The sequence below is a fragment of the Lepagella muris genome (assembly GCF_004793975.1).
In the GTDB taxonomy this organism is placed as follows: Bacteria; Bacteroidota; Bacteroidia; order Bacteroidales; family Muribaculaceae; genus Lepagella; species Lepagella muris.
Genome location: NZ_SRYB01000009.1, coordinates 97,726 through 111,210, shown reverse-complemented (window position 1 = coordinate 111,210; position 13,485 = coordinate 97,726). Strand labels below are relative to the sequence as shown.

Genomic DNA, 13,485 nt, shown 5'->3' with positions numbered 1-13,485 from the left:
TAATTCACAACAACAATGGCAGCATTTACTTTTAACGCGGGTCAGAGTAACTATACTGGTGAAGTCCTTGGTGATCTTCTGACCCTTACCGCCCAGGAGAATGAGACCTACAAGGAGGGTCTTATTCACATCAAGTCGGGCATCCAGAAGAAATATGCTCTTCCCAGTGTACGTCTTGGAAAAATCATTCAGGACCACAAGGCTACTCCTAATTCAAGCGTGGGCGAATATCAGTTTGCAGAGCGCTATCTGGAGCCGGAAGATTTTATGATCTATCTGGAGTTCAACCCCCGCGACTTCGAGCAGTATTATCGTCCGTTCCAGCCGAAGGGCAATCTCGTATTCCGCGAACTCGACCCCAAGGTTCAGGCAACAATGATCCGTCTGCTTATGGAGTCAGAGCATGAATACATCAACCAGGCTATCTGGTGCTCCGCAACTGCAACAGAACGTGCCAAGATCGCAAGCAGCGATGGCTCAGTTGCCGCTGGTGCAACAGAAATTGGTGGCGATGCAGAGGCCGGCCCCATGAAGTATTTTAACGGTGCTATCGCCCGTATGCTTATGAACGCCGCCGCAGCTGCTACCTCCGAAGATGCAAAATGTGGTCAGGTCAATATCGCCGGCACCGGCACATTTGCCGATGGTGAGGCTGTCGAGAAAGAGCTTTACGCGATGTGGGAAGCAACCGCTCCCAAGATCCGCAAGAAAGCTGGTCTTGTCATCCTTATGGACTACAAGTCTTGGGATGCTTACAACAAGTACCTCTCGGCCAAGACCATGAAGTACAGCGACAACCGCAAGGAGAACGAGCATCGTTTCCAGGGCAAGCGCATCATTCCTATGGTTGCTCTTCCCAACGATACCATCTTCATGGGCGTGTTCACTACTGGCGTTGACTCAAATCTCTGGATGGGTGTTGACTACGCCAACGATGAGGACGTACTTCAGATCGACAAGCTCCAGAACAACTCTGAGCTTTACTTCTTCAAGGTGCTTCTCAAAATGGACGTCAACATTGTCCGTCCTTCGGAGATCACGGCTCACATTCCGTTCAAGTACACCGCGTAACCAACATCAACAACTTAGCAAGGTGGTGTAAAAGCCACCTTGCTTAAATCCTTCACAACTATGGGTAGAAGCAAAAAAACCGAAACAGCAAAAGCCGAAGAAGCAGTTGTGGTTGACGTTCAGGTGAGCGAAGAGGTAACACCCTCAGAACCTACTCCAGAAGCGGAAGCACAGCCGTCAAATGAAATCGAAGAGGTCGAAGAAGCTCCTAAGATTGCTAAAGAGGTGAAAACCTCAGCAAAGAGCGAGCCGGCCGAAGAGATTTCCCCTCGTGAAGCAGAGCTGATGCGCCTTTATCCCCAGTATGAGAAAATCTGGATTACTCCCAGAGGATTTGTACATCCCGAAGGAACTCCAGCCTATCTGCTGAAAGGTGCTAAACTTTTCAAAAACAAATTTTTCAACAATAAAAAGTAATTCACAATGGCTACGAATACAAATTTAGGTGGTGTTTTTACCACTGACATTGACGGCAAGCGCAATAGCAATGTGTTCCTGAGCACTGAGAATGTTGTGGGTATCATCTTCGATACAAGTATCGTTGGTGGTCTTGACAAGGCTCTGGGCGAAGATACTCTTGCTGCTCAGACGTTTGCCAAGGGCAGTGTCGTGGAACTTAACACCACAAAGGATGTAGCTGAAGCCGGTATCGACGATACTGTACTTGCTGGTATTGCAAAATATCATCTTGACAGCTTCTTCAGTCTGGCCGGTGGCACTCAGCGCATCTTCGTTTCATTTATGAACAGCGATGAGGATCCCGATTTTGAGGCTGTTGAGCAGATGCAGCTCGCATCGGGTGGTATCATCTATCAGATCGGTGTCTGGACCGGCAAGCCGATTGCCAAGACAAATAAGGATGGTTCCTATTCTGTCGAGGCCGGTAACATCTGTGCAAAGCTCGAAGCAGTGGCAGAAGTTCTCGGTGGCAAAGTCGGTATCACAAACTATGAGGGCAACGCGCCTCTGAACCTTCTCGTTTCGGCGCCTATTCTCAATGAGCCTACAATCGACATCAAGAAACTGCCCGATCTGAGCGGTCTCAATATGCCGAAAACTACAGTGCTTATTGGTCAGGCTCCCACCGATACTGTTCACGAGCTGATGTATGCTGTCAATCACGTTGCTGACACCCCCTCCTACGCTCCTGTAGGTTGTGTAGGTGCCGCTCTGGGTTGTCTTGCAGTTGCACCGGCCAATGAGAGTATCGCCCACGTCGCCAGCTTCAATCTTGCTGCTGTGATGCAGGATGCAGAGCTTGGTTTTGGTAATCTCGTCGAGGACGCAGAGAACAAGACCTACTCCGATGAGTCCTCATTCACCAACATCAAGACTCTTGGTTATACCAAGCGCAACACTTTCCTTCACAAGAATGGTTATGTGTTCCTGATGAACTATGATGGTCTTGAAAACAGCATCTTCTTCAGCAGCGACCAGACCCTCAGCACCGGCGATTATCGCACACTTGCTCGTTGTCGCGTAATGCACAAGAGCCGTCGTGTAGTTCGCCGCGCCCTTCTTCCCCGTGTCAACTCTAACGTAGAGGTGGATCTGTCAACCGGACATCTTTCTGCTTCTGCTGTGGCAGAGTTCCAGAATCTCGTTATCGAGGCTTTGGATAAGAATATGGTCGAACCCGGCACCTCAAAGCCCCAGGTAAGTGGCCGCACCTGTACGATTGACCCCAATCAGAACGTGCTTGACACTGATGCCATCGACATCAATTATGCCCTCGTTCCGCTGGGTGTAACTGGAGAGATCAAAGTCACCGAAGGTTTTGCCAACTCCATCTAAAGCCAATGTTTAACAAACTAATATAATACAACAATGGCAGCAACAATCAATAATGTAGCATACAGTTGGTCAATGATTCAGCTTCAGACCAACCTCGATGGTGAGAGTGCTCAGAACCCGATTTTCGTTGATTGTACCGCTATCAAGTGGGACACCAAACGTAAAATCGAGCCTATCTACGGACTCGGTGGCCAGCCTCGCAAGCGTGGTTTCGGTAATGTGACCTATGAGGCAAGTATCACTCTGCCTTACGGCACACAGATTGACCTTCGTGACCGTTCAACTGACGGTACGCTTCTGGGTCTTGGTGAGTTCAACCTCATCATCTCTTGGGTCAACGACGTGGCCGCAAACATCACTACCGAAACCGTAACTCTCGCAGGATGTATTCTTGCAGAAGGTGGTATGGATGCCAGCCAGGACGATACTTCTCTGTCAAGAGAGTTCGATCTGCACCCGCACCGCATCTACACCGGCAAGGTTCAAAGCAACGCAAACATGAGCTGGTCTCACGAGCTTTACGGCGGCGCGTAATCGGTTTTCTTGTTATACTTTCAGTTGGAGAGAGCAGTCGGAAACGGTTGCTCTCTCATATTTTTTTGAAGATGAACTATTATATATTGACGACTGACAAAACTCGTCAAACTGATAACATTTAACAATTAAACCAAATAACCAACAATGGCAAAAGAAAAGAAAACAGCAGATGCTGTAGCTGAGGCTCAGGCTGCTCCCGCAATCGAGTTCGTAGGTAACGTGAATGTACCTCTCGAAATCCGTGAAGAAATCGTCAAGAAGGCCGAAGCTCTGAAGGCCGAGCATAAGCTCCGCAAGATCTTTATCATCGTTGTCGAAGGCGAAGAAGGTGATGACAAACCTTTCTACATCGCTTACATGCGCCGCCCCAGCCTCATGCACTTCAGCCAGTATATGAATTTCGCCCAGAAGGACGTGATTCAGGCAAACAAGATGCTCGCAACAAACGTGTTCCTCGCCGGCGACCGCGAACTGGTCGATGATGATGAACTCTTCCTCTACGGTGCGATGAACCAGCTCACCTCGCTCATTGAGGCCCGCAATGCCGAAATGGTAAAAAAATAGAGCGTTGTCGAATAGACAAAGAGGATGTTTACAGACAACGCTATGCACTGATGGCTTACTACTATCCTCATTTGGACTTAGACAACATGACAGACGATGATTTTGCCTTTTGGTCAGAAAATGCCTACTGGGTACATTCTCAGATGCTCATGGTTCAACAAGCCAATACGGTAGGTATGCTGACAGGAGGTGCAAAATAATTCAGGATAGGAGCTTAACGGCTCCTATTCTTGTTTTTGGACTATTATTATAAAAAGACAGAATGGCACAACTCAGTTATATAAATACCGGGGTTAAGCAAACCCCAGACTTAACTTTCAATATCCCGACAGATGAGAGTGTCGGAGCCTTTTTATTTGACACAAGCGGGTTTGATAAGCCGTTTGAGTCATTCCCACTGCTATATCACAATTTCAAAGATGGCCAGATTCAGTGTATCAAAAATATGGATGATGCACTCTTGCTTGGTATAACTAATGATGGTTTTCTCAATGGATTGATATACTATCATTTATCTCAATTCTTTGATTTTATTGGAGAGAACCAAGCTGTATATATTGCCATTGCTGATTGTACTAAGGACTGGGATGTGATACAGTATATTCAGCAGCAGGCCAGCGGGCGAATATTTCATATTGGAGTTTGGACTTCTCAACCTATCTGGAATAAGAAAACCGATGGGTCAATGGGGTTTACCTCGCTCATAACCGACCTTCAGGCACAAGCTGATGAAATCAATGGTAAAATCGGAGTGTCAACTCATACGATGGTGCCTCTGCATATAATGTTATGCGGAAATACGAATTATATTGGAGGTGATCAAATCCATTATAAGAAATTGCCTAACGCTATTGAATTGAATTGCCCTAAGGTTTCCGTAGCTTTAGTACAAAACGGCTCTCAGGAAGTGCGCCAGATGCAGGGCAACAATCCTCTTCAGGCCCCAGTTTCTTCTTTGGGATTGATAATGGCTTGTCTGGCTTTATGTGGAGCTGAAGAAAGTATTGCATCTCTGGAAAAATGTGATTTGAACAAAAATGAGGGATTCAATAATCCGGAATGGGGCGTAGGTAGTACCGGCACTCCAATGAGTAGCGTACACCGTGTATGGGCCAATACTATCTCTTCACGAGGCTACATCATTCCAGTTGATTATGAAGGGTTGGAAGCCTCATACTTTCTTAGCAGTGACCAGACTTTGTGTGAAGGTGACTTCAACAATATAGCCAACAATCGTGTAATGCACAAATGTCGCCGGGCAATGTGTACAGCTCTTATTCCCTATGTAAACAGCAATCATATTTATGTTCCCGGCACCCATAATATCAGCGCAACATCAATCACTATTATCACAGATTCTATCAACACACTTTTGGATTCCGTGATGAGAAATAAGCAAGGTCAAAATCAGATTAATGGTCGAGTAGTAACATTCTTGGAAAATGATGAGCTTCTGGAGAATGACTCTATTTCACTGAGACTGGAAATCGGGCCGGTAAACTATAGTGGTTTCTTGTCAGAAGAAGTTTCTCACGATATAGATTAAGATTTTTAAGGTTCAAGCGTATCAAAGAACCACATGCCCCAGGCCGTAAATGGCTTGGGGCTTCTCTTTGACTATTAATAGGTAGCAAATCATTTAGCATTACTACCAATGGCAGATTATAAAGATTACATCGTTAGGTATGACATTATTGCTGATGTAACCAAGGCCGCCGAGGGACTTCAATCCATTGCGAACATCGCAAAGGAATTTGAAGTTCCAATGAACACGCTTAAAACAGCGATCACTCAGGTTAGCCAGTCGGTATATCAGCTCAAACAGAACTCGCAAATGACATTTGCTCCTAAGATTGATGTAGGGGCATTTAATAATCAGTTGCGAGCAATGGTGACACAAGTAAAAAGTGCCGCCGCCGAGATGCACGCTGCAATATTTGAAGCTCTCTCCGGCAATGCTACTGCTACAAAAACTGCTCAAAAGGGCATTGGAACAGCATTAGGAGGGAATAGATCAGTTGCAGCCATAAAGAAGGATATTGAGGCTTATAACAAAGAGTTAGACAAACTCTTAGGTACACCCAAAAAAAATAAAAAGGGGGAAACCATAAGGAATCGTGATGGCTCTATTTTAATGACCAAAAACGCTTTGGCAAAGGGCAATGCGCAGATTCAAGCTCAAATGCAAGATAGACTTCTGGAACTGGAGGCAAAAAAACAAATGTTCCAGAAGATGATTCAGCAGAGAAAAGCTGAACTGGCAGTTGCGGAAAAGATGGAAAAAGAAGCCGCTGCACAACAAGCGAAGGCTTCTAAAACATCTGCTCCAGCTACTGTTTCTCGATCAGCAGCCTCTCAGCCGGCGAAACTCACAAATGTAACCCCAGCTGTTATCAGAGAATGGAAAAAAGCATTTGGTGATGCAAAAAGTAAAGCTCTCACGGTCAATATCAGGGGTAACGCCACAGGTGCTGGTGGTGCCTTAACTGTTATTGAACAGATACAAGCCTCTCTAAAAGCATTACAAGCCCAAGGTACTTTCAATATCAATCCTATACTGAATACAGAAGGTTTTGCAGCAGCTGAAGCAAAACTTAAACAGTTGGCCGGTCTGAGTGCAGCAGTTGTCGCTCCTTTTACACCCAAAGAAACTAAGACTAAAACTGGAAAGTCATCCAGCCTTGTTTCTTCGCTTACAAAGGACGAAAAGACTAAACTCACAAACGCTCAAAAGCAGGTAAAAACTTGGAATGAGAAGATTGCCACCATCCAATCTCGTCTTAATACAAATCAGGCTATTCCGGAAGATCAACGTACTCCTGCTATAAAAGGTCAGATTACGAGAGACTCCAAAGCTCTTGCTACATATCAGGCCAATAAAGCGGAACAAGAAAATATAATCAAGTCTTTTCAAGGTAAAACAGCGGCGGCTACTCAAAGTGCGGTAAAAACTGCAAAACCATTTGCGATTGACGTTATAGGCAATATTTCAAAACTTAATGTCACTGCCAAGCCTCCAGTAATACCGATAGTCGGAGAAATATCTAAATTACAAGGCAAAGTAACTGAAGCAATTCCTGTTAATGTTAAAATTAGTGGGGAACAAGTTGCCGCATCCTTAAAGACCATTACTCCTACGCCTATATTGGATGTCAAAGTACATCTAATTCCAGATGGAATACAGCAACAACTTCAAGCTATTTCAGGTCAAACCAAACCAGTTAGTAAAACAGTTGCTAAAACTTCGACCTCAACTGCACCGACCGCTACACCTCATCCAGCATATACTCCCCCGACTTTTACAGCTGCTGATGAAAAACAGTTGAATAATTTGGCAGCGAAATATGGGACCCTATCAACAGCTCAAGAAAAAGCTGCCAAAGCAATGGCTTCTGCCAAGGCTAAATTGGATAAGAGTGGAGGCAGTAGTCATGCTTTTGACCGATATATGACAGCTCAACGTGAACATGCCAGCATTAAACAGCAGGCTATGGATGTTCATAAACAGCTCCAACCCCTAATGTTCAAGCAATTCCAAAGCACAGTACAAAGAGCTTTAACCAATGAAGAGCTTGTAAGAGGTATTGGAGCACAGAGTGTTATTAATCAGCTAAATGCCAAGAAACGACTGACGGCTGCTCAAAAGACCCAACTTGCAGAAGCAAATCAAACTCTTGCATCGTTACGCGCACCGGCGCCAATACCTACTACTCCTGCTCCTGAATCCACACAATCTACAGTAGCATCTCAACCAACTAAGGCGAAAAAGGCTCCTGCTAAAAATACTATAACCGCAACTGTTGATACAAAAAATATCATCAGTCAGATTCAAAGCATTCCCAAACAGACAATTCCAGTCTCAATTAAATTAAAATGGGAAAGAGGTGCTGTTGGCCGTCAAGAGCAGATAAAAAAACTCACTGGCAATATTCCTCCCATCCCCCTAAACTTAGATATTGCAAATGCAATTACAGGACTGGACGAGTTTATTGCCAAGGTAAAAGCTGCCAGCCCTCAAAATATCAAACTGACTGCTACTGGAGTCGCTACAAATGCAGCTCCAGCAACAACTGTAGCTCCTACACAAAAGGCTCCTACAACAGTTGCCACTCCAGCAAAGGGGAAAAAGACAACTGCCATCGGCCAGAAGAAACCTGCTGTTGTTGATACGACTAAGGGTTTAGCTCAAACTAAACTCCCTTCAGTCGCATTAAAACTCGACACTACAGCTGCTGTGGCCGCTTTGGAAGAGTTCGTAGCCAAGGTAAGAGCTGCCAGCCCTCAAAATATCAAACTGACTGCTACTGGAGTCGCTACAAATGCAGCTCCAGCAACAACTGTAGCTCCTACACAAAAGGCTCCTACAACAGTTGCCACTCCAGCAAAGGGGAAAAAGACAACTGCCATCGGCCAGAAGAAACCTGCTGTTGTTGATACGACTAAGGGTTTAGCTCAAACTAAACTCCCTTCAGTCGCATTAAAACTCGACACTACAGCTGCTGTGGCCGCTTTGGAAGAGTTCGTAGCCAAGGTAAGAGCTGCCAGCCCTCAAAATATCAAACTGACTGCTACTGGGGTGCCGCCTGCTGGAACACAACAAAATGTAACAGCGCCGGCCACAAATACTGTGCCGCCAGTTGCTCCGATTGTACCTCCTACGACCGGCGGAACTACTCAAAAAGGTCAAAAACAGAGTGGGCATACCGGCCACCAGCCTCTTACTCCAAGACAATATAGAGACCAACTTGGAGCACATTTGGCAAAAGGTGGAATGTTACCTCCAAATTACGCTACCCAAATTGCAGATCAGCAGAGAAGAAGAGCGTGGCATCTTGACCAGATGAAACGTGACGCTATGGCAGCTTTTGCGCAAAAGACTCCATACGAACTTGCTGAAGAAGAACGCTTGCGTAAGTTGGCTCCAACAACTGCTGGTACTGGGAAAAATAAAGTTGCCTGGGATTCTACTGCTCCGGCTGCCCATACTGCGCCTAATGGGTACAAGTGGGTACGAGCCAATGATCTTACATCATATCTCAATAATGAACAGCAACAGCAATTAGCCAAACTTAGAGGTGATGAAAGCAATGCGCGTGGAAATGTAGCGAGAATTCAATCTCAGATTGCTCGTAGTACAGGAAAGTCCAATGCTCGTCTGGAGGCGGCAAGGACACAATATGCAGCTATCCAAAAACAGATGGAGCCATATTTGAAACAAATGGCACAGCTGGAGGAGATGAAGAAGCCACTGCTCTCTTTGAAGAAACCCAATAAAACTCAGAGAAGTGCTCTTGCAAGAATCGAATCATCACAAGCTGCATTACAAACTCAGATAGACCAGTATCGTCAAGCACAAGCACCTTTCGCTAACGCAATTCAACACGAAACGGCATTGATGGCTCGATATGGTACGATGTCAAGTAATGCTCTTTCTGCCGCAACCCAACAACATTCTTCAGCACAGGCTGCTGTATCAAGATATACAGATGGCTGGAAATTGGCTCAAACAAATCCCAAGGGTAAGCCAAGTGAGTCTAATATCCAGAAAGCTGCTCGTTTACAAGCTCAGGCTCAAAATGCAATGTTGCCTTTTGCTCAAAACAAAGAGCAACTGAACATGCTGACAAAACATCGTCGGTATTTCCGTCAGGCCGTAGCAACGACTGGCATTATGCCGACTCCGGGTATGGAGGCACCTCAAATGCTGAAATACTTGCAGGGCGTATCAACTCAGATGCAGAAAGCAAGTGTTGCAGTACCCTGGACTTTGCAGAGTCAGATTAATAAACTTGAAGGTGATGTTGCTAAGGCAAATGGTGTAGGACAGCCCACCCAATCTCGTGGAACTGGTATGGTGCCTATGCGCACTGGTCAGCCAAAACCATTCTTTGATCGTTCCCGTAGATGGGCTTATCCATTTACGGGCCAGACCTCGTTTGGTGTTCGCACTCCAATGGCTGTAGATATGGCCAAGGGTATGGGTGTAATGTTTGCGATTGGTGGCGCGATGTCAGCCATTGGAAGCTCCTTCAGTCAGGCGATGGAGTATCAAAACACCATGCGCACTACTCAGGCCATTCTTCAGAACGGAACAGACTCATATAGTCAAAATTCGTTCAAGAATATGGAAGCCACTGTGCGTAATGTCGGTGTTAAGACAAAATTCTCTGCTCCCGAAGTCGCCAGTGCTGCTCGCTTCCTTGCTATGGCCGGATATGATATAGACGCTATCAATGCTGCTATACGACCCATCGCAGACCTTGCACTTATTGGAGATTCTGATTTGGGCGAGACTGCTGATAAGATGACCAATATTATGACCACCTTCCAAATCGCTCCTGAGCGTATGCGTGAGGCGGCAAATATAATGGCCACGACAGCTACTCGATCCAACACCGACCTTATGATGCTGGCAGAGTCTGCTAAATATGGCGGTGGTGTCGCAAATATGTATGGCCGTAATGACCCTCACCTTTTTGCCGATACAATGGCATTGTTTGGTGTTATGGGTAACGCCGGTATTCAGGCTTCTTCCGCTGGTACTGCACTCCGTATGATGTATCAAAACCTCTTTAAGCCGAACAAGACTCAAAAGGCGGTTCTTGATATGATGAAACAGAGCTATGGCATTACCACTCTTAAAGAGGATGGTAGCTATCGCTCTATATCTGACATCTTGATTGATATGGTCCAACGTATTCCTGAAAATCAGATGGCTCAGATTGTCGGAAACCTTTTCCGTATTACAGCTCAACCAGGTGCTGCTGCAACATTGTTGGCTGCTGCCGGTGGAGATACTGGAGTTGCACAAGAAATTGGCACTGGTATCGAAGCCATGTCATCAAAGATGAGTAGCAAGGCCGGCATGAGTTCTCTTGTATCTCTGATGTTGGCAAACCGCAACTCTGCATACGGCAATATCTCAGGAGCGATTGCTGAAGAGAAACAGAATACTATTTCAGGTCTTTGGGCGCAGGTAACTTCAACTTTTACTGAAGGTATCGTTCAGGCATTTGAAAATCGTCAAGGTGGCTTTGAGGGTATGCTCAAAAAGCTCAGGGATTACCTTGCAAAACCTGAAACTATACAAATGATGCAGAACCTTCTCGATTTGATTATCGAAATCGGCAAGGTTATGGCTTGGTTTGTTAAGATTTGGGCCTCGCTTTACAATGCTGCTCCCGGTCTTATCAAATTCTGGATTACATTCCAAATGGGCATTACTCAGATGGGTACTCTAATTGCTCCTATTATATCACTGATAGGTGTATTTGACCGTCTGAAGGGTTCAATTATGGCTCTGGCTGGCATTTCTGCTGTCGGAGGATCAGCTGTGACACGCAATGTGGCCGGTAGTGTGGCTGCCGGTACAGCAGCTAATGCTGCAATAGCGAACACACCATTCATAGTTGGTTCTGGTAAATTCGGCACTAATAAGGTTATTCGTGGTAATATTGCTACCAGAGCGCATAATGCTATGGCTGCAAATGCTATCCTTGCCGGAGAGCTTGCACTAAGTGGCGCCAATAAGCAGACCACACTGGCCGCTCTCAATAAAGAGACACGTCAGCATTATGCTGCTGTTCGTGAACGTGCTGCAAGAATATATGGACCGGCCAGGGCTGGCAGAGCTTTCCGTGCCGCCGCCACTGCTGTTCCTACAATGGCCTCTTTCGCTCCGATGTTTGGAGGATTGAAGAGTATGCTCATGGGATTGCTCACTGGTTTGGCTAAGGCTGCTGGATTCTTGGTTAATCCCGTAACATTAGCAGTAGGTGCAGTAGCCGGTTTAGGATATGGCTTATATAAGCTGAAACAGCGCATTGACGGTACTTCGGAAGCGCAGCAACGTGCAAGAGTGCAAGCGAACAAAGCTGCCGACCAGACTCATAGAGAGCTTACTAAGGAAGGTAAATGGTATCAGGATATGATGTCAGAGAATATTCCTGAAGCTGCCCCAGTTATATCCAGTATTGATACGGCTCAGATTGAGAAGTATAATGCAGATAAGCAAAGATTTAATCAGCTTTATGCAACAATCTTCAATGACTTCTCCAAGGATGCCAGCAAACAATCTATCAATGACGTAACTACCAAATGGCGTAATGTCATAACTGCAAACCCGGCATATTCGCTCGCTATTGGTAATGCCCGAAATTATGACTTCTCCAAGAAACATAAGCAAATGGAGTACAATGTTCATAATGACGCTGGCAATCTGGGCATAGCTTTGTGGAATTTATGGCACGCAGATGAAGATACCGCCATAAATCAACGTAATGGTATGGTTCAGGACGCCCTTATGATTGAGGGTGCAAATGATCTTCGGACTCAACAAGCTATCAGAGAAATTGCTGACCTCCGTCAAAAGTATCTTGCCGGAGAAACATCTTATAAAACTGAAGAGGAATATCAGCAAGCTGCCATTGCCATTAGAAACAAATATATGTCGCAATTCACAGCGAAACTTCCCTCTGCCGGAATGACACCAGAGCAATTCCAGCAGACTACTAATCGCAGTGTCTATGATAAATATCAGTTAGGCGCCCAGAATCTTATGGATGCAACTATCAATGGTCAAATGGGGACCTTGGTAGGAAAAATGAATGCTTATCAGTGGCTGTCAGATGCAGAAAATCGTGCTAAGTTATATACTGACGAATGGTATAATGCAATTTCCAATATCATTGGCGATTATCACGTTATCTACAACGCCGTCTCAGCCGATGGTCAGCAGCAGGCCAACATCGAATTAATGCTTTCGACTCTTCCAAATGGACGGTTGAACTTCACCAATATTTTAGACCAGATTCGAGCCAAAGTTACAAACTTTAATCTGACTCTTCAAGGTTTTTCTGATATTATTGGCGCGTCGTACAAAATGATGGCCGAAGCTGGAGTCATTGATATTAATGATGCAAATGGACTTAAAGAACAGATAAGGCATCAAATGAATGGCGCGAAATATGGAGATAAGACCGTTCAGGACTATTGGGCACAATGGATTGCAAGTAATGAAAACTCTGAATGGGTAAAAGCTGGTATCAATGAGAAGCAATATGTGGACTTTATAATGGGAAGATCTGGGGAAACTATCAATTTGGGTAATCGAATTGTTTCGCGTTCCGCAGAACAACAGCAAATGTACCATAATATCTCTCGTAAAACTGCTAACACCATTATTGAGCAGAATAAACATCTTATAGACAAAGCTCAACAGTTAGGGAATAATAACTCAGGCACTCAATATACTCCAACCCCAACCCCAACCTCTACCAAAGATCAGCAAGCATACGCCTCTCATTATGATCGGGCTGCTGCAAGACCAACTCAGGTTGTGTTTAATATCAATAATCTGGCGAGCTTCGACAGAACTACAGTGGCTTCCAGTGCTGAAGAGCGTGACTTGATGGCAGCAATGGAAGATAGAATTGCCGGAGCAGTATATCAAATGTTTGCAGAAGCCTCCAATCAGGCACAGCGAGTAATGGATCTTACATAATGATACACATAAAAAAG

The 13,485-nt window shown here is 45.3% G+C and carries 7 protein-coding genes; all 7 read left to right on the top strand.

Annotation, left to right across the window (positions count from 1 at the left end):
* The first annotated feature begins 15 nt into the window (after window positions 1-15).
* The gene (locus E5331_RS08135; protein ID WP_135984491.1) at window positions 16-1,071 is read left to right on the top strand and encodes a hypothetical protein; all 1,056 of its coding nucleotides are present in this window, start codon (window positions 16-18) and stop codon (window positions 1,069-1,071) included.
* Between the two features lie 60 nt (window positions 1,072-1,131).
* Window positions 1,132-1,488 (top strand): hypothetical protein, encoded by a 357-nt coding sequence (locus tag E5331_RS08130; RefSeq protein ID WP_135984489.1) that lies wholly within the window; start codon window positions 1,132-1,134, stop codon window positions 1,486-1,488.
* A gap of 6 nt (window positions 1,489-1,494) precedes the next feature.
* Window positions 1,495-2,865, top strand: coding sequence for a DUF2586 family protein (locus E5331_RS08125; protein WP_135984484.1), 1,371 nt, complete (start codon window positions 1,495-1,497; stop codon window positions 2,863-2,865).
* A gap of 33 nt (window positions 2,866-2,898) precedes the next feature.
* Complete coding sequence (locus tag E5331_RS08120; protein ID WP_275441138.1) at window positions 2,899-3,399, top strand: hypothetical protein; 501 nt, start codon at window positions 2,899-2,901, stop codon at window positions 3,397-3,399.
* Between the two features lie 147 nt (window positions 3,400-3,546).
* Entirely contained in the window at window positions 3,547-3,966 is a 420-nt protein-coding gene (locus E5331_RS08115; RefSeq protein WP_135984482.1) for a hypothetical protein, read from the top strand.
* 262 nt (window positions 3,967-4,228) lie between these two features.
* Window positions 4,229-5,512 (top strand): DUF2586 family protein, encoded by a 1,284-nt coding sequence (locus E5331_RS08110; protein ID WP_135984480.1) that lies wholly within the window; start codon window positions 4,229-4,231, stop codon window positions 5,510-5,512.
* 108 nt (window positions 5,513-5,620) lie between these two features.
* Window positions 5,621-13,468: a phage tail tape measure protein gene (locus tag E5331_RS08105; protein WP_135984478.1), complete on the top strand. Its 7,848-nt coding sequence runs from the start codon at window positions 5,621-5,623 to the stop codon at window positions 13,466-13,468.
* Window positions 13,469-13,485: the final 17 nt, after the last annotated feature.

Coding starts and splice junctions, on each gene's coding strand:
- E5331_RS08115 (WP_135984482.1), top strand. CDS start 3,547: ATGGCAAAAGAAAAGAAAACAGCAGATGCTGTAGCTGAGGCTCAGGCT.
- E5331_RS08120 (WP_275441138.1), top strand. CDS start 2,899: ATGGCAGCAACAATCAATAATGTAGCATACAGTTGGTCAATGATTCAG.
- E5331_RS08105 (WP_135984478.1), top strand. CDS start 5,621: ATGGCAGATTATAAAGATTACATCGTTAGGTATGACATTATTGCTGAT.
- E5331_RS08125 (WP_135984484.1), top strand. CDS start 1,495: ATGGCTACGAATACAAATTTAGGTGGTGTTTTTACCACTGACATTGAC.
- E5331_RS08110 (WP_135984480.1), top strand. CDS start 4,229: ATGGCACAACTCAGTTATATAAATACCGGGGTTAAGCAAACCCCAGAC.
- E5331_RS08130 (WP_135984489.1), top strand. CDS start 1,132: ATGGGTAGAAGCAAAAAAACCGAAACAGCAAAAGCCGAAGAAGCAGTT.
- E5331_RS08135 (WP_135984491.1), top strand. CDS start 16: ATGGCAGCATTTACTTTTAACGCGGGTCAGAGTAACTATACTGGTGAA.